This is a genomic window from Citromicrobium bathyomarinum (assembly GCA_001306305.2).
GTDB lineage: Bacteria > Pseudomonadota > Alphaproteobacteria > Sphingomonadales > Sphingomonadaceae > Alteriqipengyuania > Alteriqipengyuania bathyomarina.
Genome location: CP155577.1, coordinates 2,546,366 through 2,569,062 on the forward strand (window position 1 = coordinate 2,546,366; position 22,697 = coordinate 2,569,062).

The following is a 22,697-nucleotide window of genomic DNA, read 5'->3' on the forward strand; positions in this document are numbered from 1 at the left end:
AATGCCGCGCGGCTGCGCCGCTCGTAACGACACGGGAAGACATTGATGACCGACACCGAAACGCCGCCCAAGAAGACCAGGTCAGGCTGGCTCAACGTCGCGATCGACTATGGTCCTTTGATCGTCTTCCTGCTCTCGTTCTACCTCTTCCGGCCCGATGGCGATGATTCCGTCGGCACACTCGTCGCCATCATCAAGTCGACCGGCGCCTTCATCGTTGCCGCCATCGCCGCACTGATCGCCAGTAAGCTGCTGACCGGGCAGATTTCCAAGATGCTGATGCTGTCGACCGTGCTGATCGTCGGCTTCGGCGGGATGACGATCCTGCTGCGCGATCCGTTCTACGTGCAGGTGAAGCCGACCGTGCTCTACGCCTTCTTCGGGGTGGTGCTGCTGATCGGCTGGCTGCGCGGCAAGGCGTTCCTGCAATGGCTGCTGGAGGCCGCGTTCGAAGGGCTCAGCCAGGAAGGCTGGCTCAAGCTGTCGCGCAACTGGGGCTTCTTCTTCCTGTTCCTGGCGGTGCTGAACGAAGTGCTGCGCATGAACCTGAGCTTCGAGGACTGGCTGTGGTCCAAGCTGTGGGTGTTCATGGGGCTCAGCTTCGCGTTCACCTTCAGCCAGATCCCGATGCTGCTGAGGAACGGGCTCGACCCTGAGCGCAAGGAAGGCCTGGTCGAGGAAGAGCCGCCGACGGGCGCTTAGATTACCGGAGCCTAGAGCTCCGCGTCATCCGCAGGCACGGGGCCGACCACATCCTGCTCGGCCCGCAGGCCCAGGCGGTTGGCCAGCCAGTTGATCGTCGGCCCCTGGATGATGCTCGACAGCAGAACCACGAAGAACACGATGTTGAAGATCGTGAACGCGCTCGGCACGCCCGCGACTATGGGGAACGTGGCGAGCACGATGGGCACCGCGCCGCGCAGCCCCGCCCATGACACGAACAGCTTGGCGCGCCAGCCGAACTGACGGAACGGTGCGAGGCACACGAACACGCTCATCGGGCGGGCGATGAACATCAGGATGAAGGTGATGGCGAGGCCCGGCACGATCACGCCGGTCAGGTTGGACGGCGTAATCAGCAGGCCGAGCGTAAGGAACATGACCACCTGCGCCAGCCACGCCAGCCCGTCCTGAAAGGTCGAGACGATCGTACTCGCGCGGTAGGTCCGGTTGCCTGCGGTCAGACCTGCGACATAGGCGGCAAGAAACCCGTTTCCGCCAAGGACGGATGCCAGCCCGTAGGCGATCAGCGCGGCGGCGATGGAAATGACGAACGCCAGCCCACCGTGGCGGTATTGCGAGCGCTTGAGGATCTCGGGCAGCAGATATCCCGCGCCGAAGCCGACCGCCGCGCCCAGCACCATCTGGAGCAGGAATTGCGGGACCAGCGTGATCGGCGAGAAGTCCGGTACGGTGATGAACATCAGTGCCGCCCCGACGAGGAAGATCGCCATCGGATCGTTGGAGCCCGATTCCACCTCGATCAGCGCGGGCACGTCGCCATGCAGGTCGAGCCCGGTCGATCGCAGGATGGCGAACACCGCGGCCGCATCGGTCGATGCGATGATCGCGCCGAGCAGGAAGCCCTGATACGGGCTGAACCCCAGCAGCAGGTTTGCCGCGAGCGCCATGATCCCCGCACTGATCAGAACGCCGCCAGTGGCCAGCACCAGCGCGGGCGTGGCAACACGGCGCACGTCGCGCCAGTCGGTGTCGATGCCGCCGGAGAACAGGATGAAGATGAGGCACGCGATGCCTACGCCCTGGGTCAGCAGGTAATCGTCGAACGCGATCCCGCCCGGCCCATCCACCCCGGCCAGCATGCCCAGGCACAGGAAGCCGATCAGCGCGGGCAATCCGAACCGACTCGAAATCGAGCCTGCGAAGACCGTGGCGAGAAGCAGAATGCCCAGGACGAGGAGCGCGACTTCCGGGCTAAGGCTCAGCATAGGCCCGTGAAAGACGATCACCGGCAAGGTGACAAGGGGAAACCGTCGATGCCGTACACCCGCTACGTGCGGATGGCGTCTTGCAGAACTCTAGATCCGTACCTGAGAACCCAGCTCGACCACGCGGTTGGTCGGCAGGCTGAAGAACTCCATCGCGCTCGCCGCGTTGCGCAGCATCCAGCTGAAGATCTTCTCTCGCCATACGGGCATGCCCGGCTTGTCTCCCGGCAGCAGCGTCTGGCGGCTGAGGAAGAAGCTGGTGTCCATCATGTCGAACTTGCCGCCGCAACGGCTCATGTGTTTCAGCCCTTCCGGCACGTTGGTTTCGTCCATGAAACCATAGCGCAGCACCGCACGGTAGAAACCGTCGCCGATCTCGGTGAACTCGCAGCGCTGCTCCGGGTCGACATAGGGCACGTCCTGAATCTCGACCGTCAGGATCACCACGCGTTCGTGCAGCACCTTGTTGTGCTTGATATTGTGCAGCAGCGCAGATGGCACACCGGCGGTGCTCGACGCCATGAAGATCGCGGTACCCGGTACGCGGGTGGCACTGTTCTGCGCGGACTTGGCGAAAATCTCGATCGGCAGTGCAACCTCGCCCATCCGTTCGCGCATCAGCTTGCGCCCGCGCGACCAGGTGGTCAGCAGCAGGAAGGCGAAAGCACCGACGACCAGCGGGAACCAGCCACCCGAAGGCACCTTGGGCAGGTTCGCCGCGAAATATGCCCCGTCGACGAAGACGAACAGCAGGAACACCGGCACCATCAGCCACCATTTCCACTTCCACACCGCGATCAGCAGCACGCCCATCAGCAGCGTGTCGATGAACATCGCGCCGGTCACCGCGATGCCATAGGCGCTGGCGAGGTTGGTCGAGGACTGGAACATCAGCACCAGCAGGATGACCGAGACCATCAGCACATTGTTGACGAAGGGAATGTAGATCTGCCCGCGCTCGGTCGCGCTGGTGTGTTCGGTCGACAGGCGCGGGATGAAGCCCAGCTGGATCGCCTGGTGGGTGATCGAGAATGCGCCGGAGATCACCGCCTGGCTGGCGATGAAGGTCGCGGCAGTGGCGAGGATCACCAGCGGCAGGCGCAGCACGTCGGGCGCCATGACGAAGAACGGGCTCTTCATCGCCTCCAGCGTTTCCGCCGGGTCCATCGCCGCGATCATCGCTCCTTGCCCGAAATAGTTGAGCAGCAGGCAGGGCATCACGAAGCCGAACCAGCTCAGCCGCATCGGGCCGCGGCCGAAATGGCCCATGTCGGAATAAAGCGCCTCCGACCCAGTCACCGCCAGCACGACCGAACCCAGCGCGAGGAAGGCGATATAGCCGTCGGTGAGGAAGAACTGCACCGCGTACCAGGGGTTGAGCGCCTGCAGGATATAGGGGTTCTGGACGATCTGGATCGTGCCCAGCACCGCAATCACGCTGAAATAGACGATCATGATCGGCGCGAACAGCTTGCCCACGGCGGCGGTGCCGCGTCGCTGGATCAGGAACAGCCCGACGAGCAGGACCAGCGCGATGGGAATGACCAGCGGTTCCAGCCCGGTGTTGACCACGGTCAAGCCCTCGACCGCCGAAAGCACGGAGATCGCGGGCGTAATCATCGAGTCGCCGTAGAACAGCGCGGTCGCGAACACGCCCAGCACGACGGTGAGGAAACCCCAGCGCGACTTGCCGATATAGCGCGAGAGCAGCGCAACCAGCGCCAGCGTGCCGCCCTGCCCCTTGTTATCCGCGCGCATCAGGATGGTGACGTACTGGATCGAGACGATGAGCGTCATCGACCAGAAGATCAGGCTGACCACACCATAGATGTGCAGCTTGTCGATCGTCAGGCTGTGTTCGCCCAGAAACGTCTCGCGGAAGGCGTAGAGCGGGCTGGTCCCGATATCACCAAAGACCACGCCGACCGCGCCCACAGCGAGCGCCGCCTTCGAGCCGCTGGAGTGCGACTCGGTGAATTTTTCCGGTGCCAGGCCCGGCTGGACGGATGCTCCGCTCATAAAATCTTCGCGATGCTCAACCTGTTGCGGACCCGGCGTCGACGAACCAGTGCGTTTGTCGGGTGCGACGGGCGCGGTTAGCAGTGCCCGTGTGCAAGTGCAACATCGCGCGCGGTTGCGATCAGCGTGTCGGCTCTTGCCCCGGCTGAGCGGGACCCATCTGCGGCTGCGACCCGGGTGGCTGCATTCCGGGCGCACCCTGCATCGCGGGGCGCTCCTCCATCGCACGTTCTCCGAGCACGCGGATCACGCCGTCCAGCCGCTCCAGCTGCGCAGCGACGTAATCGCGGCCGCGCGCACCTTCGGGTGCATCCTCGACCGCCTGCGCCCAGAACTCGCGCGCCTCGCCCAGTGCACCGCCGCGCATCGAGACGATGCCGCGGAAATAGGACGGCGCGGGATTGCCCGGCGAGGCTGCGCGGGCACGCTCGAACGCGTATTCCACCGGCGGCGTGACCCGCCCCTTGGTCTGTTCGGCAAGAGCGAGCGCCAGCGCCAGCCACGCCTCCCCGTCCTCACTGTTTTCGTGCACCCCGTTGCGCAGCAGTCCAGCGGCGTCGCGATGCTTGCCCCGGCGCGAGAACGCATCCGCAGTCACCACGAAGCGCGCGGGCATGATGCCTTCGATATTGTAGAAGCTGCGCCGCAGATCGATCAGCGACTCCGATGTCGGTGAGACCTCGACCTTCGCGGAGCGCGGGCTTGCGGGCAGGTCGGGTGAGCCCTGCCACGCATAGCCCGCCAGCGCGAAGACCAGTGCGGAGGCGATCAGCGTCCACACGCGGCGTCCCTCGCCCGCCACCAGCCAGGCGACGCCGAACGCGGCGAGTGCAAGCACACCGATTGCGATCCAGGTGCCGATCATTCGCCGCGCCTCCCCAGCCGCCGGAACAGGATCGCGCCCGCCACCAGGAGGAACAGCACCGGCAGCGCGAAGAGCGGCCAAGTCGCCGAATCGAGCCCAGGGCGGTAGCTCACGTAGTCGCCATAGCGTTCGACCAGCCAGGCGCGGACCTGTTCGGGGCTTTCGCCCGCCGCAATCCGGCTGCGTACCTGATGGCGCATGTCACCCGCCATCGGCGCATTGCTATCGGCGATAGACTGCGACTGGCAGGTGAGGCAGCGCAGTTCTTCCATCAGCGCCTGCGCGCTCGCCTCCTGCTGCGGATCGGCAAGCTGGGTGTTCGCCAGCGGCGCGGAAGAGGTCATCTGCCCCGCCGCCGGGCCTGCAATGGGTGCGCTGAGCGAGAGCATCGCTGCGGCCAGAAGCGGAAATGGCGTCACTTTGCGGCCTCCCACTTGGCGTAGATCTCGTCGACGTCGCTCTCGCGAATATCGCCGATATGCTGGTGGCGGATGATGCCCTTGCCATCGATCACGAAGGTTTCGGGCACCCCGCTGGAACCGAGCGCCAGCTGCACCTCGGCAATATCGTCGCGCGCGATCGCGGCGTAGGGATCGCCGTATTGTTCAAGGAACTGCGCAATTGCCTCCGGCTCGTCGCGGATCGCGATGCCGACGATCGGCACGCCGCGTTTCGCCAGTTCCTCCAGCTGCGGAGCCTCCGCGATGCAGGGCACGCACCAGGTCGCCCACACGTTGAGCAGGCGCGGCTGGCCATCGGCGAACAGGCCCGAGGCGACGCGCGGTGCGTCGTCGGTCGCGCCGGGCAGATCGAACGCGGGCAGCGGCTTGCCGATCATCGTGCTGCGGACCAGCGTGTCGCGCGGCTGGGTCAGCTGATAGGCCGCAACGCCCAGGAACAGGGCGAACAGCATCAGCGGAATGATGAGCCAGAGCTTTTTCACAGCAATGCCTTTTCCGCCCTGCGACGGGCCACTTCCTCGCGGATACGGCGCGAACGTGCACTGGCGCGCAGGTGGCCGAAGATCGACAGCAATCCGCCCAGCGCGATCAGCAGCGCGCCGTACCAGATCAGCGTGACGAACGGCTTCCACCACAGCCGCAGCTGCCAGCGCCCCTCACCCGCCGCATCGCCGAGGATGGCGTAGAACTGTCCGTCCCACCGGGTCAGCAGCGCGCTTTCGCTCGTACTTTGCGGGGGATCGGTGAAATAGCGGGCCTGCGGGCGGAGCACGGTGTCGACGCCGCCCCCGGTGATCGCCAGCCGCCCTTCCAGCGCGGTCCAGTTCGGGCCCGCCACGGGGTCCACTTCCTGCAGCGTGACCTGGTAAGGCCCGAGCGCAACGCTCTCCCCAGCCTCGACCGCAACCAGTCGCTCGATCGAGAAGGCGGTTTCGCTGGCCATGCCGGCAAGGCTCACGGCGACGCCAAAGTGGGCCAGCATCGATCCCCACAGAGCCAGCGGGACGAGCTTGAGCCTGCGCCCGCGCAGGGGCAGCCAGCTGGCCAGTGCGAGTGCAACGGCGATTGCAAGGCCGAGGATCGGCAGCACCCCGGCATCGGTGAACAGCACCAGCACGGTGACAGAGGCGGCCAGCAGCGCGCCGACGATCGCCAGCGGCACCGCGATGCGCGACAGGCTGTCACGCTTCCACCGCAGCAGCGGCCCGACCAGCAGGACCAGCAGCATCGGCACGGCGAAGATCGCGCTGACCGGATTGTAATAGGGCGGGCCGATCGACACGCGCGTGCCCAGCGCCTCTGCCGCCAGCGGGTACAGCGTGCCCAGCAGCACCACTGCCAGAATGCCGCTCAGCATAACATTGTTGAACACCAGCGCGCCCTCGCGGCTGACCATGGCGAAGCGCTTGCCCTCGGCCAGCGCACCGGCGCGCAGCGCGAACAGCCCGAAGCCACCGCCGACATAGATCGCCAGCAGGCCGAGGATGAAGGCCCCCCGCTCCGGATCGACGGCGAAGGCGTGCACGCTGGTGAGGATGCCGGAGCGAACCAGGAAGGTGCCGACCATGCTCATCGAAAAGGCGACCACGCCCAGCATGATCGTCCAGGTGCGCAGCGCGTCACGCGCCGCCAGCACGCTGACCGAATGGAGCAGTGCGGTCGCGGCGAGCCACGGCATCAGCGATGCGTTTTCGACCGGGTCCCAGAACCACCAGCCGCCCCAGCCCAGTTCGTAATAGGCCCAGTAGCTGCCCGCCGCGATGCCGAGGGTCAGCGCAACCCACGCCGCAAGCACCCACGGGCGCATGACGCGCGCGAGTTCCGGCCCGGCCTGGCGCGTCACCAGCCCGGCGACGACGAAGCTGAACGCAACCGACAGGCCGACATAGCCGAGGTAGAGCGTGGGCGGGTGGAACGCGAGGCCGATATCCTGCAGCAGCGGGTTGAGCCCGGCCCCGAAATCGGCCGGCGGGTTCAGCCGCGCGAAGGGGTTGGAGCTGAACAGCAGGAAGGCAAGGAAGCCGAGCGCGATGAACGCCTGTGCAGCCAGCACCGCCTTCATGAAGCGATCGTCCATCCGCCGCTCGAACAGCGCGACCAGCCCGCCCGACAGGCCCAGGATGGTGACCCACAGCAGCATCGAGCCTTCGTGGTTCCCCCAAGCGGCAGCCAGGCGGTAGATGAACGGCTTGTCGACATGGCTGTTGTCCGCGACCAGCGACACGGACAGGTCGGTCACCGCGAACACGCGCAGCAGGCAGGCGAAGGCGACCAGCAACAGAAGGCCCTGCACCACCGCCGCAGGCCGCGCGAGCGCGCTGACCGGATGAACCGCGCCGTCCGCGCCCGCCTCACGCACCCCGAGAACCCCGGCGATGAATTGCAATGCGCAGAGCCCTGCGGCGAGCCACAGGGCAGCAAGACCGATCTCTGCAATCACGGCGTGCCTGCTGCGCTTTCTTCGAGCACTTCGTGCATGGCCTGATCGCTCAGCCCTTCGAGTTCGCGCGGGGTGTAGTTCTCGTCATGCTTGGCGAGCAGGGTCTCGGCCTCGAAAGTGCCGTTGGTAGCCAGCCGGCCGTTGGCGATCACGCCCGATCCTTCCACGAACAGGTCCGGCACGATCCCGCGATAGGTCACGGGAATCGCATTGCCTTCGCGCCCGGTCACCCGGAAGGCGATGGTCACGCCGTCCGACAGCGTGCGGATCGAGCCCTGCTGCACCATCCCGCCAAGGCGGATCGCGCGGCCCGGCTCTGGCGGGTTCTTGGCGATATCCTCGGGCAGATAGAAATAGTCGGCCTGGCTGCGCAGGCCCCACGCGGCGAGCATTCCTGCCGCGACCAGCACCAGCAGCGCGACGACCACCAGGATCAGCCGCTGATGCTTGGGGGCGAGGCCGGTCTTCTGCGTATTCATCCCTTGCGACCCTTCTGCCGCGCTTCGTCGCGCGCACGCTCTGCCCGGCGCATCCGCAGCCAGCTGAGGATCAGCAGCGCGGCGATCGCCGGAATCGCGATCGCATAGGCGGCGATCACATAGTCCCATTGGGAGAGGGCTTCGCGAACCATCAGGCGGGCTCCGCTTCCATCGCGCGGCGGCGCAACCGCGCCTCTGCCTGCGCCTGTGCCAGCAGCGCGCGCATGTTCATCAGCACGGTCGCGGCGAACAGGCAGGTAAAGCCCAGCATCGCGATCAGCATCGGCCACAGGAACACCCCGTCGATGCTGCTGCCACCGGTGGTGATGCTGGGCGGCTGGTGAAGCGAGTTCCACCACACGACCGAACGGTTGATGATCGGGATGTTGACCGCCCCGACCAGCCCGAAGATCGCGGGCAGTCGCGACGAGGCACCCTCGCGGTCGACCGCCTGGCTGAGCGCAATATAGGCGAGGTAGAGGAACAGCAGGATCAGCATGCTGGTCAGCCGCCCGTCCCACACCCACCAGGTGCCCCACGTCGGCCGGCCCCAGATCGACCCGGTGGCGAGACAAATCGCCGTGAACACCGCACCCGGAATGGCGGCGGCGCGCGCGGCCAGAGCCGCGAGCGGGTGGCGCCAGACGAGCAGCGCAAGGCTCGACCCCGCGATCGTCATCCAGCCCGCCATGCCAAGCCACGCGGTCGGCACATGGATAAAGATGATCCGCACGGTTTCGCCCATCAGGCGGTCGGGCGGCACCATGACGAGGCCCCACACGATCGCGCCCGTCGAGGCCAGCAGGCCCACAACGAGAAGGATCGGTGTCAGCCTTTTCGCGAGACCTAGAAACCGGCGGGGATTAGCGAAACCATGCATGATTTTATCGCCTGCCCCTATGCCGCCCGCGCGGGCTGCGCGCAAGGATTCGTCGCGTTTTTTGCCCGCAGGCCGCGGGATCACCCCCGGCCTGATCGGGGCGAGCCGGATCGGATCAGCCGCGGCCGATCAGCTTCTGCGCCATCGCGTCGGCGACCTGGTCGGGTGAGGAACCGCTCGCCTCGCTGTCCTGCCAGATCTTGGTCAGCCGCTCGGGGATCTGCGCGATGCGCTTGCGCACTTCGTTAATGTCGCACGGAGCGCTGTCGCGGCGGCACAGATATTCCATCGTGACGCTGATGATGCCGCCCGCGTTGATCACGTAGTCGGGCGCGTAGAGAATCCCGCGCTCGGCCAGTGCGGCACCGTTTCCGGGCCCGGCAAGCTGGTTGTTCGCGCCGCCTGCAACGATCGCGCAGTCGAGCCGGGCAATCCCCTCGTCATTGAGGATCGCGCCCAGCGCATTGGGGCTGAACACGTCGCAGCCCAGCGACATGATAGCATCGGGAGCGACCACGTCGGCACCCAGTTCCTGCCCCAGCGCCTGTGCGCCGTCGGTATCGATGTCCGCCAGTGTCAGCTTGGCGCCATCCTTGGCGAGCAGGCGAGCGACGCCGCCGCCGACGCTGCCGACGCCCTGCATCGCAACATGCACACCCTCGACGCTGTCGCGCCCCAGCTTGTGCTGCACGGCGGCCTTGATGCCCAGATAGATGCCGAGCGCGGTGAACGGGCCGGGATTGCCGCCCGCCTCGCCTTCCGCGACCGGCAGACCGGAGACGTAATCGGTCCGCTGGTTGACCGCGACCATGTCTTCCACGGTGATGCCGACATCTTCGGCGGTGACGTATTTGCCGCCCAGAGCGTCGACCGCATCGCCGAACGCGGCGAGCATCTCGGGCGTCTTCTTGCGTTCCGGATTGGCGAGGATCACCGCCTTGCCCCCGCCCATCGGCAGGCCGGCCATGGCGTTCTTGTAGCTCATCCCGCGGCTCAGGCGCAGCGCGTCGCGCATCGCGGCGGCAGGTTCGGCATAATGCCAGAACCGCGTGCCGCCCGCTGCCGGGCCGAGATGGGTGGAGTGAAGCGCGATGATCGCGGTCAGACCCCGCTTTTCGTCATGAACGAAGTGGACGACCTCGTGGTCGTCGAAATCGGGGTCGGTCCAGAAAGCGCTCATCGGCTTGTGCATCATCCCTGCAAGAGTGATCCGGGCTCGCACGAACCCGGCAGCGCCGGTTCTCTCGAACCCTAGACCCGCAGGGGAAAATGGGGCGATCGAGGGGTCTCGAACCCCCGACCTCCGGTACCACAAACCGGCGCTCTAACCAACTGAGCTACGATCGCCATATGCCCCGACGCGGCCACGCCAGGCGCAGGGCAGTTACGTACACGAATCGCCGCGTCAAGAGCGGAACTTGCGTGTGGAGGCTCGCTTGCATGCCGAGCGCGATTTGGGAAGTGAAAAACGCAAAATCCTTGTCTTTACGCATCATTATTGCGCGGCTTGCAAAATAGTCCACCGCTTCGCATGAGGCGCGCATGCGCGATCCGGGCGAATCCGATTCAGACGAACTCGCGGCGCGGGGCATGCAGCGTCTCCCCTTCCCCAAGGTCGAGCTCCTGCAGATGCGGCAATTCCTCGATCCGGATTTCTGCGGTGAGCTGATCGCGATGATCGATGCGGACCGGCGCCCCTCCACCCTCGCCGATCACGACGGCGACATGTATTTCCGCACCAGCGAGACCTGCGATCTGCCGATGGACGACCCGCGCACCCAGCGGCTCGAGGCGATGCTGGCGGAACTCTCAGGCATCGACCCCAGGCATGGCGAGCCCTTGCAGGGACAGCGCTATGCCGTCGGGCAGGAATTCAAGGCGCATTGCGACTATTTCAATCCCGACGGGCAGGACTGGGAGAAATACTGCTCGGTCGCGGGCCAGCGCACCTGGACCTTCATGATCTACCTCAACGAGCCCGAGGCCGGCGGCGCGACGCGGTTCAAGGTGCTCAAGAAGAGCTTCCAGCCCGAAACCGGCAAGCTGGTGTGCTGGAACAACCGCCGCCCCGACCAGTCGACCAACCCCAATACGATGCATCACGGGATGAAGGTGCGCAAAGGCACCAAGTACGTGATCACCAAGTGGTATCGCGAGAAGCCGTGGGGGTGGTGAGACGCAATCCGGAGTGAGGAAACGGCGCTCGACCGTGTGCAAGTTGACTGAGATCAATCTTCGGCCCGCCGCTTCCTGCTAGACCGTCGAAACAACGGTTACAGGAGAGTGGCAATGACCGACTATGGCGATCTGCGCGAACAGCTCGAGCAGCGGCTAGCGGACTTGCTCGAGCGGGCTGACGTGATCGAAGACGATCTGCGCCACCCCCTCGAAGCCGATTCGAGCGAGCAGGCGATCGATCTGGCCGACGACGAGGCGCTCGAGGGCGTCGACGGGGTCCTGCGCGAGGAAATCGCACAGATCCGCATGGCGCTCCTGCGGATCGAGAAAGGCACCTACGGCAGGTGCAGCCAATGCGGGAAACCGATCGCTCGCAAGCGACTGGAAGCGCGACCCATCGCGACACGCTGCGTCGACTGCGCCAGCTAGCTTGGGCCAGCTAGGTTCGGCAAACGGAAAAGGGCGGCCCCGTCGGACCGCCCTTCCCTCGCGGCACGAGGCCGCAAAGCGCGTAAAATCGCGTTACTTCTTGAGGCTGAGCCCACCGAAGCGCTTGTTGAACGCGGCCACGCGGCCACCTTCCTGAAGCTGCTGCTTGCCGCCGGTCCATGCCGGGTGGCTGGTCGGGTCGATTTCCAGCGTCAGCGTGTCGCCTTCCTTGCCCCAAGTGGAGCGGGTCTGGAATTCGGTACCATCGGTCATCTTGACCGTAATGGTGTGATAATCGGGGTGACCTTCGGCCTTCATGTCATGTCTCCATAGCCTCGGAACGGTTCCGACCGGTCCAGCTGTTGGGTGGGAAAGGCGCGCGGATAGTCGCAACGCGCCCGATTGGCAAGCCTGATCGCTTACTCGGGCGGATCGGCGATCATCGCGGTGAACTCGCACTCGCAGGTCGTCTTGCCGTCAACGCTCGCCTTGCCGGCGAACTTGTAGACCCGGCTGCGCTTCTGCAGGAACGAGACCTTGAGATCGAGCAGGCAACCCGGCGTCACCGGCGCGCGGAACTTGGCTCCGTCGATGCCCATGAAATAGACCAGCTTGCCACTGCCGGCGAGTTCCAGCGTCTCTATCCCGAGGATCGCGGCAGCCTGCGCCAGCGCTTCGATCTGCAACACGCCGGGCATGATCGGCGCGCCGGGGAAGTGGCCCTGGAAGAAATCCTCGTTGAAGGTCACTGCCTTCACCGCGTGGATTTCCTCGCCCTTGGTCAGGCTTTCGACCCGGTCGACCAGCAGCATGGGGTAACGGTGCGGCAGGGCCTTGAGGACCTGCCGCACATCCATTTTCCGCGTGTCGGCTGTTTCGCTATTATCCATGTCGGCGACGGTATCAGCGCCCGGACGGCTGCGCGGGGGCCTGCTGCTGCTGGCCCTGCTGCTGCGCGGCCTGCATCGCCTGCTGCTGCGCGAGGCCCAGCAGGATCTGCTGAATGCGCTGCTGCAGCGCGACTGCCTGACGGCTCGGCTGCCAGTTCGCCGGCGGCGCGGTCTGCACGCTGGGCATACGCTGGTCGAGCACGGTCAGGATGTCCTGCGTCACATTGGCGTTTTCCGGCGCATACTGAACCACGTCCGGGCTCAGCAGCATCTGGATCTTCTTCTGCTGGATGACCTGATTCTGTGCGTTTTCGTAGTCGGCCACCAGTTGCTCGATCGCATAGGCCTGCGCCAGCTGAATCGGCTGATAGATCTGCGCGATCTGCTGCTCTTTCTGCTGGATCTGGGCCACCACGGTCGGGTTCGCCTGGATTTCCGCGTCGCTCACCTGGTTGTCCGAATTGGTGTCGAGGCTGCGCTCGAGCTGCGAGGCTTCCTGGCGGACCGTGCTGAGCTGCTGGAGCTGCGCCTGATACTGCTGGCTGATCTGCTGATAGGCGGCCTGACGCGCGGCGCTCTGCAGGATCACCGCTTCGGGGTTGCTGATTGCGATGCCATTGACCTGAGCGGCGGCGGGCACGGCGGCCAGCGTGGCGCCCAGGATGGTCGCACCGGCGAGCATTGCTTTGGCGAGTTTCATCAGAATTGCGTCCCTACGTTGAATGAGAGTGTCTTGGTGTCGTCGCCCGGCTCCTTGCGTAGGGCATAGGCGAAATCGATGCGGAACGGGCCGAAAGGCGAGTTCCAGTCCACGCCTGCGCCGATCGACACGCGCGGGCTCGCGCTGTCGCCAAGGAAGACTTCGCGAACACGCGAGTTGGGCAGGATGTACGGGGTGTTGGCATTGCCCTCGTCATCCAGCGGATCGGTCACGATCAGGCCACCCTCGACGTATTGCAGATTGCCGTCGGCATCGGTGCCCTGAAGCCCGTTGGGGTAATCGATCAGCGTCGGCGTCGTCACATTGAACAGAGCACCGACATCGACGAAGATCGACGGACGCAGGCCAAGTTCACGCGCACCCGAGCCAAGCGGGATTTCGAGCTCCGCACGTCCCAGATAATAGGCGCTGCCACCCAGCGCATCGTCCCTGACGCGGTCGCGATCGGTGATCAGTTCCGGCCCGTTTTCTCCGTCCACATAAGGCTGGCGCAGAATGCGCGGACCGACACCCCGGATATCGAAGCCCCGGAACTGCGGCTCACCGAGGAAGAAGCGGTCGGTCAGGCGGACATCGTCCACGCCGGGCCCGCGATCCTCAAGCCCCTTGATGTAGCCACCTTCGGCCGACAGCGAGAAGATAAAGCCACCGAAGACGGACCAGTATTTGGACGCATTGGCGGTGAACTTGGCATATTTCACGTCGCCGCCAAGGCCCGCATAGCTGGCACCAAGCGTAATCCGCTCGCCCCGGCTCGGGCGATAATAGCTGTTGAGCGAGCTGTAGACGTAGTTCAGGCCGAGGATCGAACTGACCCGGTCCCCGATAACATCGCACAGGAAGCGGCTCGCCTGCAGCGGGTCGCACTCGGTCGTGCCATCCCCGTCGAGATCGCGGAAATAGAGCCGCTCGTCGACGCTGACCTGATCGTAGTTGAGCGTATAGCTGCCAACGATGGTCGAATATTCGGTCAACGGCACGCCCAGCCGCAGCGAGCCACCGGTGGTTGCCTGCTTGAAGCTCGGCTCGCGATCATTGCCGAGGAAGTTGAAGCTGCTGACGTCCCGACGGTAGAGATCGACCCCGGCCGAGATGTTCCGATCGAACACGTAAGGCTCGGAGAAGCTCAGATTGAACGAGCGCGAATAGCGCGAGAACTGCGCGGACGCCCCGACGGTCTGACCGCGACCGCGGAAGTTGCGCTGCCGGATCGAGCCAGAGAAAAGGAAGCTCTCAAGCGAGGAGAAGCCAGCAGACAGCTGCAATTCGCCGGTCGGCTGCTCGACGACATTGGCTTCGAGGATGATCCGGTCGTCTTCACCGGTTTCCTTCTGCTCGACCTCGAAGCCTTCCTGGAAGAAGCCGAGCGAGTTGATGCGAGCGGTAGTTCGTTCCACCTGCAGCGAGTTGAACGGATCGCCTTCGGCGGACCGGAATTCGCGGCGGATCACCTTGTCCTGCGTCAGCGTGTTACCGTTGATGTCGACCCGCTCGATGTAAACGCGCGGTGCCTCGTTGATGACCAGCGTGACGTCCATGGTCAGGTCATCGGGATTGCGGCGGAACTGCGGTCGTACGTCAGCAAAGGCGTAACCGAAGCGGCCTGCCAGCTCACTCAGCTGCTCGACCGTATCTTCGATGCGCTGCGCATCGTACCAGTCGCCGCTGGTGATCCCCAGGCCCTGGGTCAGCGTCTCGCCATTGAAATCGCGAATCTCGCTGGTCACCTCGACATCGCCGAACTTGTAGCGCTCGCCTTCCTCGACCACGTAGGTGATGATGAAATCGCGCTTGTCCGGCGTCAGCTCGGCCACCGCCGAGACGACGCGGAAATCGACGTAGCCCTGCTTGAGGTAGAATTCGCGCAGCTTCTGCTGGTCGAATGCCAGGCGGTCAGGATCGTAACCGGTGTTTCCGCTCAGGAAGCTGAACAGGCCGGTTTCCTTGGTGACCATTTCGCCCTTCAGATCACCATCGGAAAACTCCTCGTTCCCGATGATGTTGATCTGACGGACCTTGGACTTGGGCCCTTCGGTGATCTCGAACACAAGGTCGACACGGTTCTGGCTCAGCTGCACGGTCTTGGGTTCGACCGTCGCGGCGAACCGGCCCTGTCGCTTGTACAGCTCGATGATCCGGGCAACATCCGCACGGACTTTCGAGCGGGTGAAGATCTGCCGCGGGGCGAGCTTGATCTCCGGCACGATCTTGTCGTCCTTCAGCCGCTCGTTCCCTTCGAGGATGATGCGGTTGATGACGGGGTTTTCCTCGACCTCGATCACGACATCGCCGTTCTCGTTGCGAATCGAGAAACTCTCGAACAGCTCGGTCGCGGCGAGATCCTTCAGCGCCTGGTCGGCCGCTGCGGTGGTGTAGGTATCGCCCGGGCGAAGCCGTACGTAGCTGAGGATGGTGTTCGGCTCGAGCCGCTGGACCCCCTGAACGGAGATCGAGCGGATCACGTCGCCCTGCTGGAGTGCGGCGACCGGGCCGGTCGTGTCCGCAGCCGGATCGGCCTGCTCGGCAGTCTGATCGGTCTGCTGCGCGTCATCCTCCGCCTGGGCCCAAGCCGCTTGAGGAAGCCCGGCCAGCGTGGTGCCGGCAAGAAGTGCGAGCGCATAATTGCGAATATTGCAGCTGCGGCGCGATGCGCCCGTCTGAATGGCCGTCATTGGCGAAGTTGTCCCGTCAAAATTTCTGACCCCGGATCGGACCTTGCTTTGTCGTATCGACAACCGGACCAAACGATCCGGCGCCCTGTGCCCGATACGCGCGCCCCTTTCAAGCAGGTCGAAATCGCTGCTGGGTCCGCCTCTCTCATGCTTCCCGGATCGCCATCACCCGAAGGGCAACAGCTTCACCAAGTCGTTAACAGTCACGAATAGCATCAATGCCAGCACTAGGGCCACACCGGTGCGATACGCCATTTCCGTCGTCCGGGGGCCGACCGGTTTACGGCGGATCGCTTCCGCCGCGTAAAAAGCCAGGTGACCGCCGTCGAGCGCCGGGATTGGCAGCAGGTTAATGAATGCCAAATTAAGCGAGATCAGCGCAACAAAGCTGATGAACGCGAGCGGGCCGAGGCTGAGATGCTCACCCGAGAACTTCGCGATCGAGATCGGCCCGCCCAGCTCTTGGACCGAGCGCTTTCCCGTGAAAATCTGCCCGATGCCGGTGATCATCATATCGACCGTTTTGACCGACTGGTCGATCCCCGCCCCGATCGCCTCTATCGGGCCGAGCGCGCGATAATCGTACTGGACCTCCTGCGGAGCAACGCCGATCATCCCGATCCGCATCTCGTTGCCGAAACGGTCTTCGACCTCGGTGCTGCGGGTGGTCACATCGACCGTGCTCACCGCCCCGTCGCGTTCGATCTCAAAGGTCATCGTCTCTTCGGGACGCAGCATGATCGTATTCTGCAATTCGCTGAACGACTCGAGTTTTGCGCCATTGACCGAAACCAGCCGGTCACCGACCTGCAGCCCCGCCTCGCGCGCCGCCGAATCCTCGGTAAAGCTCGCAATGGTCAGCTGGGCGTTGGGATCGACCGGAACCGGGCGCCCGATGAACATGAAGAACGCGGCGAAAATACCGACCGCGATCAGGATGTTGGTCGCCGGCCCTGCGAACACGATAAGCGCGCGCCGCCACAGCGATGCGTGCTGGAACGCGCCGTCTTCGACCGGAGCATCGCGATCGGGCATGCTCGCCGGGTTCATGTCGCCCTTGAACTGGACGTAGCCGCCCAGCGGCAGCGCGGAGATGCGCCAGCGTGTGCCATGCTTGTCGTTGAAGCCGGCCAGTTCCTTGCCGAAACCGACCGAGAAAGCCTCTGCCTTCACGCCCAGCCAGCGGCCGATCAGCAGGTGGCCCAGCTCGTGCAGGGTCACCAGCGGCCCCAGCACCAGCAGGAAGCCGACTATCCACATCCAGAAGGGAGGCTGTTCGATCATGCGTTCTCCAGAATCGCCTGGGCCTGCCTGCGGGCAGCTTCGTCGATCGCCAGCACGTCATCGAGCGTGGCGGGCCTTGGCGGCCGGTTCGACTGTTCCAGAACGTCTTCCACCAGTGCGGCAATCCGGGTGAACGGAATGTGACCGGCAAGGAAGGACGCAACGGCTATCTCGTTGGCGGCATTGAGAACCGCCGGGGCCGCCCCGCCCTCTTCACACGCCTCGCGCGCAAGGCGCGTTGCCGGAAAGCGCTTTTCGTCGGGGGCAAAGAAGCTCAGCTCGCCGATCTTCGCCAGGTCGAGCGGTTCGCATGGGCTTTCCATCCGCTCGGGCCAGGCGAGACACGAAGCGATCGGCACCATCATGTCCGACGGGCCGAGCTGGGCGAGCGTCGAGTGGTCGAGATATTCGACCATCGAGTGGATCACGCTTTGCGGATGGACGATAATACGGATCTTATCGAGCCCGACGGGGAACAGATGGTGCGCCTCGATCAGTTCGAGGCCCTTGTTCATCATCGTCGCCGAATCGACGCTGATCTTCGCGCCCATGTCCCAATTGGGGTGCGCGACCGCCTGATCCGGGGTGACCCGGTGCAATTCCTCGGCGCTGAGCAGCCGCAGCGGGCCGCCGCTGGCGGTCAGCGTGATCATCCGCACCTCGGACAGGCGATTGCCCGCGAGACACTGGAAGATGGCGTTGTGCTCCGAATCGACGGGCAGCAGCGTCGCGCCATGCCTCGCGACCGCTTCGGTCATCACCGGGCCTGCGGAAACCAGCGCTTCCTTGTTGGCCAGCGCGATCGTGCCGCCCTGCTCGATCGCGGCCATCACCGGAGCGAGGCCGGCACAGCCGACGATCGCGGCCATAGTGATATCGACCGGGCGCTTCGCCGCCTCGATCAGCGCAGCGCGCCCACCCGCAGCCTCGATCCCGCTACCGCTGAGCGCCTCGCGCAGTTCGGGCAGGCATGACTCGTCGTTGACCACGGCGATCTTCGCATCGAATTCGCGGGCCAGCTCGGCCAGCTTAGTAGCGCTGCAATGCGCGGTCAGCGCTTCGACCCGCCACTCGCCGCGGTGCTGGCGCAGCAGCTTGAGCGTCGAATCGCCGACCGATCCGGTGCTGCCGAGGATGGAGATGGAACGCATCGCGGTCAGATCGCCAGCGTAGTCAGCACGCCGACCACGATCGCGACCGGGATCAGCCCGTCGAAACGGTCAAGAAAGCCGCCGTGGCCCGGGATCAGGCGGCTGGAATCCTTGACCCCCGCCCGACGTTTAAGCCAGCTTTCGAACAGATCGCCGGCCAGCGCGATGATCGCCAGCGCCGGGCCCGCAATTGCAGCGACGAGCAGGGCCTGCGTGTCAAGGACGCCCATGATGCGCGAAGAGAGATAGACTAACGGGGTCAGCGCCAGGAAGCCGCCGAACATTCCGCCGAGAAGCCCCGCCCAGGTCTTGTTGGGGCTGACCTTCGGCATGATCCGCGGACCGCCGATCAGCGTCCCGAAAACATAGGCGAAGGTGTCCGCCAGGATCACCACCGCGAGCGAGATGTAAAACGACTGAATGTCGAAATCGATCAGGATGACCGCAGCAAGCCCGATATAGGCCGCACCCGCCAGAATTCCGGCAAGGCGAAAGGCGATATTGTCGGTCGCCTTGATGATCAGGAACAGCAGCTCGAAAAAGCAGATCGCGGCAACCACCCCGACGATGATGTCGAGCCCACGGTCGCCCAGCACCCAGTAGACTGCGACGGCGATCGCAATCATCACCGCTGCGGAGGCGGCCCTGATGCCCAGAGTCTTGCGCCGCGAATGCTCACGCACCTCTTCCAGCGTCGGCTCGTGCGTGCCTTCGCTCTCAGCGGCCTCCATAGCGCCTCTCCCTCTTCGCAAAGACGTCCAAAGCCTTGCGCAAATCTTCAGGGCCAAAGTCCGGCCACAGCGTATCGACGAAAATCATTTCCGCATAAGCCATTTGCCATAGCAGAAAATTCGACAGGCGCACCTCGCCGCTGGTGCGGATCAGCAGGTCGACCGGCGGCAGGTCGGCGGTAAACAGGTGATGCTCGATCGCCTCGGGGGTGATCTTACCCTCTTTCGCCGCCGCACGGGCCGCGCCTGCGATCTCCTGCTGCGAGCCGTAATTGAGCGCGACCGCCACGGTGTGCGTGCCACCAGCGGTACGCTCCAGCGCATCCTCCAGCATCGCGACGATATCGGGATCGAGCGCGCGCCAGTCGCCGACGATCTTGAGCCGCACGCCGTTGGCCACGAATTCTTCAAGGTCGGAGCGGATGAAGCTGCGCATGAGGTTCATGAGGTCGGACACCTCTTCCTCCGGGCGCTTCCAGTTCTCGGAGCTGAAGGCGTAGAGGGTCAGGCACTCGATCCCGGTGCCCTCCAGGCTGCGGACCAGCTTGCGGACCGCCTCCACCCCGCGCTTGTGGCCCATCGCGCGCGGCAGGCCGCGGCGCTTCGCCCAGCGTCCATTGCCATCCATGATGATGGCGACATGTCTGGCTTGGTTTTCTTCCGGCATCGTCAGAGCCTGCCCTCGATCAACCGGTCGAAGCACAAGGGGCGAGCGCGCGCTGGCCCCTTGCAGTCGCGGACGGCGCACAGCGCCACCAGCACGGCACGACCGGTGGCTGGGCAGCCCGTCACTGCGACAGGATTTCCTTCTTCTTGTGCTCGACGGCCGTATCCGTGTCGGCGACATACTTGTCGGTCAGCTTCTGGACTTCATCCTCCGACCGCTTGCGATCGTCCTCGGAAATGTCCTTCTTCTTCTCGTCTTCCTTGAGCGCTTCCATCCCGTCGCGGCGCACGTTGCGGATCGCGATCTTCGCGCTCTCGCCATATTTGTCGGCGACCTTGGCAAGGTCCTTGCGGCGCTCTTCGGTGAGGTCGGGCATCGGGATGCGCAGCGTCTGGCCGTCCTGCATCGGGTTAAGGCCGAGGTTCGCGTGCGCGATGCCCTTCTCAACCGCGCTGACATTGCCCTTGTCCCACACCTGCACGCTGAGCATGCGCGGTTCGGGAGCAGAGACTGTCGCCACCTGGTTGAGCGGCATCATCGATCCGTAGACCTCGACCACCACGGGATCGAGCAGGCTGGTGTTCGCACGGCCCGTGCGCAGGCCCGCCAGATCGCCCTTCAGGCTTTCCACCGCGCCCTGCATCCGGCGCTCGATATCGCTCTTGTCGTATTTCGCCATGATCGGCCTTCCTCGTACCCTTGTGAACTCTAGTCTTCCTGAACGATCGTTTGCACGCCTTCGCCTGCGAGAACACGGGCAAGATTACCCTTTTCGCGGATCGAGAAGACGACGATCGGGATGTTGTTGTCGCGGCACAGGGCCACTGCGCTCGCGTCCATCACCCTCAGATTGTCTGCCAGCACCTTGTCGTAGGTGACGCTGTCGTAACGCTTTGCCTGCGGGTTCTTCTTGGGATCGGAATCATAGACCCCGTCCACGCTGGTGCCCTTGAACAGCGCGTCGCAGCGCATTTCGGCAGCACGCAGAGCGGCCCCGCTATCGGTAGTGAAATAGGGCGCGCCGACGCCTGCGGCGAAGATCACGATGCGGCCCTTCTCCAGGTGACGCTCCGCCCGGCGACGGATCACCGGCTCACACACCTGATCCATCTGCACGGCGGACTGCACGCGCGTGGGCACGCCCAGCTGTTCGAGCGCGCTCTGCATCGCCAGCGCATTCATCACCGTGGCCAGCATGCCCATGTAATCGGCCTGCGCACGGTCCATCCCCTGCGCCGCGCCGGCCATGCCGCGGAAGATGTTGCCGCCGCCGATGACGAGGCAGATTTCCCATCCTTCGTCCTTCGCCTGCTTCACTTCCTGCGCCAGCTCGAGGACGAAGGCCGGGTCGATGCCGAATTCCTGTTCGCCCATCAGCACTTCGCCCGAGAGTTTCAGGAGGATGCGCTTGGCGTTCTTGATCGGCATGGGGATAGGTTCTCGACTTTACAGGCAGGCGTTTGCCCCTAACCCGCAAGCAGGCGGGTGGCAACGGCGGCGCACGCGGTTTTCATCGCGCGGGCATCGGCTTGTCGCCCGGCCAGCTTTAGGACAGATCGCACCAATGCCTGCTCTACCCGATCCGTCCGAACCGATCTCTCGCCCACGTCTGCCGCGGCTGCGCTGGCTGCTACTGCCGCTGGCCGTGCTCGCAGCGATCACCGGCATCAAGGCGTGGCAGAACACGCTCGGCGATCCGGTCGTGCGCGCGACCACGGTGACCCTGCCCGACATGCCCGCAGACAGCGCGCCCGTAACCGTCGCGCTGATCTCCGACATTCACGTAGCCGGGCCCGACATGCCGCCGGAACGGGTGGAGCGGATCGTGACGCAGATCAACGCGCTGCGGTCAGACGCAGTGCTGATCGCGGGCGATCTCGTGAGCGAGAAGCGCAGCGCTTCGCATGTCTATCGCCCGGACCAGATCATCGCTCCGCTGGCCGGACTGAAGGCGCCGCTGGGTGTCTTCCTCGTTCCCGGCAACCACGATCACTGGTACGGCTGGCCCGCGCTCAAGCGGGAACTGGCCAAAACGCCGATCACCGTGCTGGAGAACACAGCAGCGCAGGCCGGGCCGCTGCTGATCGGCGGGCTCGACGACGATTACACGGGCCGCGACGATATACCCGAAACGCTGGCCGCGATGGACCGGCTGAAGGGTGGCCGAATCATCCTCAGCCACAGTCCCGATCCGCTGCCGGACCTGCCACAAGACTCGGTCATCCTCGCCGGTCATACGCATTGCGGCCAGATCAGGCTGCCGCTGGTCGGCGCGATCGCAACGCAGTCGCGCTATGGCGACCGCTTTGCCTGCGGCCGCACCGACGATCCCGCCGGGACCGCCATCGTCGGCGCAGGGCTCGGCACCAGCCTGCTACCGGTCCGCTTCGGCACGCAGCCCGAAATATGGCTGATAAAATTCCGGCCCCCTGGCAGGAACTAAATCTGCCGCGAGGTAGCCAGAATGGAGACGACCGGCCCGTCGCGGGCCAGCATGGGTTTCAGGCTTACCGACCAGCGGCGCGGGGTGCCATTGAAGGTCGGGCAGGAGGCTTCGAAAGTCACCGGATCTCCCAGCATCGCTTTGCGGAACTGCTCCCGCACATAGCCCTGCGACTCCAGCGGCCACAGATCCCACCACAGCTTGCCAAGTACCCGTTCCGGGCGATCGATCTCCATTGCTCCAAGCCCGCCGCAATTCATGAACTCCAGATGGCCGTCCATGCTCAGCAATTTGATGCAATCGTCGCTCTGTTCGAGCAGGCTTATCGCAAGGTCGTCGCCATTGAGCCCGACCGCGTTGACCACGGGGATAGAATTGGCATCCAGTGAAGCGCCAGGAAAGGCGTCTTGAGGCGCGGTGAACATCGGTTGAGACCTT

General features: G+C 64.7%; 25 protein-coding genes and 1 tRNA gene. 4 read left to right on the plus strand and 22 right to left on the minus strand.

Annotated elements, in window-relative coordinates; genetic code table 11:
* Positions 1-45: 45 nt before the first annotated feature.
* The gene (locus tag VO57_012745) at positions 46-702 is read left to right on the plus strand and encodes a septation protein IspZ (GenBank protein XBL68994.1); all 657 of its coding nucleotides are present in this window, start codon (positions 46-48) and stop codon (positions 700-702) included.
* 11 nt (positions 703-713) lie between these two features.
* Here the strand turns inward: VO57_012745 and VO57_012750 are convergent, their stop codons facing one another.
* From VO57_012750 to VO57_012800, 11 genes are all read right to left on the minus strand, one after another.
* Positions 714-1,949 carry a potassium/proton antiporter gene (locus VO57_012750; GenBank protein ID XBL68995.1) on the minus strand — a complete coding sequence of 412 codons (1,236 nt, stop codon included), beginning with the start codon at positions 1,947-1,949 and terminating at the stop codon, positions 714-716.
* Between the two features lie 90 nt (positions 1,950-2,039).
* Positions 2,040-3,968 (minus strand): potassium transporter Kup, encoded by a 1,929-nt coding sequence (locus VO57_012755; protein XBL68996.1) that lies wholly within the window; start codon positions 3,966-3,968, stop codon positions 2,040-2,042.
* A 121-nt stretch (positions 3,969-4,089) separates the two neighbouring features.
* Positions 4,090-4,833, minus strand: coding sequence for a cytochrome C biogenesis protein (locus VO57_012760; protein XBL68997.1), 744 nt, complete (start codon positions 4,831-4,833; stop codon positions 4,090-4,092).
* Entirely contained in the window at positions 4,830-5,222 is a 393-nt protein-coding gene (locus tag VO57_012765; protein ID XBL71339.1) for a cytochrome c-type biogenesis protein, read from the minus strand. Before VO57_012765 ends, VO57_012760 begins: the two co-directional genes overlap by 4 nt.
* Before the next feature lie 26 nt (positions 5,223-5,248).
* Positions 5,249-5,776 carry a DsbE family thiol:disulfide interchange protein gene (locus VO57_012770; GenBank protein ID XBL68998.1) on the minus strand — a complete coding sequence of 176 codons (528 nt, stop codon included), beginning with the start codon at positions 5,774-5,776 and terminating at the stop codon, positions 5,249-5,251.
* Positions 5,773-7,734: a heme lyase CcmF/NrfE family subunit gene (locus VO57_012775; GenBank protein ID XBL68999.1), complete on the minus strand. Its 1,962-nt coding sequence runs from the start codon at positions 7,732-7,734 to the stop codon at positions 5,773-5,775. The genes VO57_012770 and VO57_012775 overlap by 4 nt, the downstream gene beginning before the upstream one ends.
* Positions 7,731-8,213: a cytochrome c maturation protein CcmE gene (gene ccmE, locus VO57_012780; protein XBL69000.1), complete on the minus strand. Its 483-nt coding sequence runs from the start codon at positions 8,211-8,213 to the stop codon at positions 7,731-7,733. The genes VO57_012775 and ccmE overlap by 4 nt, the downstream gene beginning before the upstream one ends.
* On the minus strand, positions 8,210-8,365 hold the full coding sequence (gene ccmD, locus VO57_012785; GenBank protein ID XBL69001.1) for a heme exporter protein CcmD: 156 nt from the start codon (positions 8,363-8,365) through the stop codon (positions 8,210-8,212). The genes ccmE and ccmD overlap by 4 nt, the downstream gene beginning before the upstream one ends.
* Entirely contained in the window at positions 8,365-9,093 is a 729-nt protein-coding gene (gene ccmC / locus VO57_012790; protein ID XBL69002.1) for a heme ABC transporter permease CcmC, read from the minus strand. Before ccmC ends, ccmD begins: the two co-directional genes overlap by 1 nt.
* 115 nt (positions 9,094-9,208) lie before the next feature.
* Positions 9,209-10,273, minus strand: coding sequence for a Glu/Leu/Phe/Val dehydrogenase dimerization domain-containing protein (locus VO57_012795; GenBank protein ID XBL69003.1), 1,065 nt, complete (start codon positions 10,271-10,273; stop codon positions 9,209-9,211).
* A gap of 90 nt (positions 10,274-10,363) precedes the next feature.
* Positions 10,364-10,440: transfer RNA gene (locus VO57_012800), tRNA-His, on the minus strand.
* A gap of 195 nt (positions 10,441-10,635) precedes the next feature.
* Here VO57_012800 and VO57_012805 point away from each other — a divergent pair.
* Positions 10,636-11,268: a 2OG-Fe(II) oxygenase gene (locus tag VO57_012805; GenBank protein XBL69004.1), complete on the plus strand. Its 633-nt coding sequence runs from the start codon at positions 10,636-10,638 to the stop codon at positions 11,266-11,268.
* A gap of 114 nt (positions 11,269-11,382) precedes the next feature.
* Entirely contained in the window at positions 11,383-11,700 is a 318-nt protein-coding gene (locus VO57_012810) for a TraR/DksA family transcriptional regulator (GenBank protein ID XBL69005.1), read from the plus strand.
* A gap of 93 nt (positions 11,701-11,793) precedes the next feature.
* Here the strand turns inward: VO57_012810 and rpmE are convergent, their stop codons facing one another.
* The 10 genes from rpmE to pyrH all read right to left on the minus strand — a co-directional run bounded on the left by rpmE (position 11,794) and on the right by pyrH (position 21,244).
* Positions 11,794-12,018 carry a 50S ribosomal protein L31 gene (gene rpmE, locus VO57_012815; protein XBL69006.1) on the minus strand — a complete coding sequence of 75 codons (225 nt, stop codon included), beginning with the start codon at positions 12,016-12,018 and terminating at the stop codon, positions 11,794-11,796.
* A gap of 101 nt (positions 12,019-12,119) precedes the next feature.
* The gene (gene fabZ / locus VO57_012820; GenBank protein XBL71340.1) at positions 12,120-12,557 is read right to left on the minus strand and encodes a 3-hydroxyacyl-ACP dehydratase FabZ; all 438 of its coding nucleotides are present in this window, start codon (positions 12,555-12,557) and stop codon (positions 12,120-12,122) included.
* A 46-nt stretch (positions 12,558-12,603) separates the two neighbouring features.
* Entirely contained in the window at positions 12,604-13,290 is a 687-nt protein-coding gene (locus VO57_012825; protein XBL69007.1) for an OmpH family outer membrane protein, read from the minus strand.
* Entirely contained in the window at positions 13,290-15,983 is a 2,694-nt protein-coding gene (bamA, locus tag VO57_012830; protein ID XBL69008.1) for an outer membrane protein assembly factor BamA, read from the minus strand. The genes VO57_012825 and bamA overlap by 1 nt, the downstream gene beginning before the upstream one ends.
* 165 nt (positions 15,984-16,148) lie before the next feature.
* On the minus strand, positions 16,149-17,267 hold the full coding sequence (gene rseP / locus VO57_012835) for an RIP metalloprotease RseP (GenBank protein XBL69009.1): 1,119 nt from the start codon (positions 17,265-17,267) through the stop codon (positions 16,149-16,151).
* On the minus strand, positions 17,264-18,418 hold the full coding sequence (gene dxr / locus VO57_012840) for a 1-deoxy-D-xylulose-5-phosphate reductoisomerase (protein ID XBL69010.1): 1,155 nt from the start codon (positions 18,416-18,418) through the stop codon (positions 17,264-17,266). The genes rseP and dxr overlap by 4 nt, the downstream gene beginning before the upstream one ends.
* 5 nt (positions 18,419-18,423) lie before the next feature.
* Positions 18,424-19,149: a phosphatidate cytidylyltransferase gene (locus VO57_012845; GenBank protein ID XBL69011.1), complete on the minus strand. Its 726-nt coding sequence runs from the start codon at positions 19,147-19,149 to the stop codon at positions 18,424-18,426.
* Positions 19,136-19,816, minus strand: coding sequence for a polyprenyl diphosphate synthase (gene uppS, locus VO57_012850; GenBank protein ID XBL69012.1), 681 nt, complete (start codon positions 19,814-19,816; stop codon positions 19,136-19,138). The genes VO57_012845 and uppS overlap by 14 nt, the downstream gene beginning before the upstream one ends.
* Before the next feature lie 121 nt (positions 19,817-19,937).
* Positions 19,938-20,495 (minus strand): ribosome recycling factor, encoded by a 558-nt coding sequence (gene frr / locus VO57_012855; protein XBL69013.1) that lies wholly within the window; start codon positions 20,493-20,495, stop codon positions 19,938-19,940.
* Positions 20,496-20,524: 29 nt separating this feature from the next.
* Positions 20,525-21,244, minus strand: coding sequence for a UMP kinase (pyrH, locus tag VO57_012860; GenBank protein XBL69014.1), 720 nt, complete (start codon positions 21,242-21,244; stop codon positions 20,525-20,527).
* Between the two features lie 136 nt (positions 21,245-21,380).
* On the opposite strand from pyrH, the gene VO57_012865 reads away from it, so the two are divergent.
* A complete protein-coding gene (locus VO57_012865) occupies positions 21,381-22,259 on the plus strand; it encodes a metallophosphoesterase (protein XBL69015.1) in 879 nt (292 codons plus the stop codon).
* Here VO57_012865 and VO57_012870 read toward each other — a convergent pair.
* A complete protein-coding gene (locus tag VO57_012870; protein XBL69016.1) occupies positions 22,256-22,684 on the minus strand; it encodes a PAS domain-containing protein in 429 nt (142 codons plus the stop codon). The genes VO57_012865 and VO57_012870 overlap by 4 nt on opposite strands.
* Positions 22,685-22,697 lie beyond the last annotated feature (13 nt).

Bases quoted from the DNA above. Each gene is read 5' to 3' on its own strand.
- VO57_012745 (XBL68994.1), top strand. From the start codon at position 46: ATGACCGACACCGAAACGCCGCCCAAGAAGACCAGGTCAGGCTGGCTC.
- VO57_012750 (XBL68995.1), bottom strand. From the start codon at position 1,949: ATGCTGAGCCTTAGCCCGGAAGTCGCGCTCCTCGTCCTGGGCATTCTG.
- VO57_012755 (XBL68996.1), bottom strand. From the start codon at position 3,968: ATGAGCGGAGCATCCGTCCAGCCGGGCCTGGCACCGGAAAAATTCACC.
- VO57_012760 (XBL68997.1), bottom strand. From the start codon at position 4,833: ATGATCGGCACCTGGATCGCAATCGGTGTGCTTGCACTCGCCGCGTTC.
- VO57_012765 (XBL71339.1), bottom strand. From the start codon at position 5,222: ATGCTCTCGCTCAGCGCACCCATTGCAGGCCCGGCGGCGGGGCAGATG.
- ccmE (XBL69000.1), bottom strand. From the start codon at position 8,213: ATGAATACGCAGAAGACCGGCCTCGCCCCCAAGCATCAGCGGCTGATC.
- ccmD (XBL69001.1), bottom strand. From the start codon at position 8,365: ATGGTTCGCGAAGCCCTCTCCCAATGGGACTATGTGATCGCCGCCTAT.
- ccmC (XBL69002.1), bottom strand. From the start codon at position 9,093: ATGCATGGTTTCGCTAATCCCCGCCGGTTTCTAGGTCTCGCGAAAAGG.
- VO57_012795 (XBL69003.1), bottom strand. From the start codon at position 10,273: ATGAGCGCTTTCTGGACCGACCCCGATTTCGACGACCACGAGGTCGTC.
- VO57_012805 (XBL69004.1), top strand. From the start codon at position 10,636: ATGCGCGATCCGGGCGAATCCGATTCAGACGAACTCGCGGCGCGGGGC.
- VO57_012810 (XBL69005.1), top strand. From the start codon at position 11,383: ATGACCGACTATGGCGATCTGCGCGAACAGCTCGAGCAGCGGCTAGCG.
- rpmE (XBL69006.1), bottom strand. From the start codon at position 12,018: ATGAAGGCCGAAGGTCACCCCGATTATCACACCATTACGGTCAAGATG.
- fabZ (XBL71340.1), bottom strand. From the start codon at position 12,557: ATGGATGTGCGGCAGGTCCTCAAGGCCCTGCCGCACCGTTACCCCATG.
- VO57_012825 (XBL69007.1), bottom strand. From the start codon at position 13,290: ATGAAACTCGCCAAAGCAATGCTCGCCGGTGCGACCATCCTGGGCGCC.
- bamA (XBL69008.1), bottom strand. From the start codon at position 15,983: ATGACGGCCATTCAGACGGGCGCATCGCGCCGCAGCTGCAATATTCGC.
- rseP (XBL69009.1), bottom strand. From the start codon at position 17,267: ATGATCGAACAGCCTCCCTTCTGGATGTGGATAGTCGGCTTCCTGCTG.
- dxr (XBL69010.1), bottom strand. From the start codon at position 18,418: ATGCGTTCCATCTCCATCCTCGGCAGCACCGGATCGGTCGGCGATTCG.
- VO57_012845 (XBL69011.1), bottom strand. From the start codon at position 19,149: ATGGAGGCCGCTGAGAGCGAAGGCACGCACGAGCCGACGCTGGAAGAG.
- uppS (XBL69012.1), bottom strand. From the start codon at position 19,816: ATGCCGGAAGAAAACCAAGCCAGACATGTCGCCATCATCATGGATGGC.
- frr (XBL69013.1), bottom strand. From the start codon at position 20,495: ATGGCGAAATACGACAAGAGCGATATCGAGCGCCGGATGCAGGGCGCG.
- pyrH (XBL69014.1), bottom strand. From the start codon at position 21,244: ATGCCGATCAAGAACGCCAAGCGCATCCTCCTGAAACTCTCGGGCGAA.
- VO57_012865 (XBL69015.1), top strand. From the start codon at position 21,381: ATGCCTGCTCTACCCGATCCGTCCGAACCGATCTCTCGCCCACGTCTG.
- VO57_012870 (XBL69016.1), bottom strand. From the start codon at position 22,684: ATGTTCACCGCGCCTCAAGACGCCTTTCCTGGCGCTTCACTGGATGCC.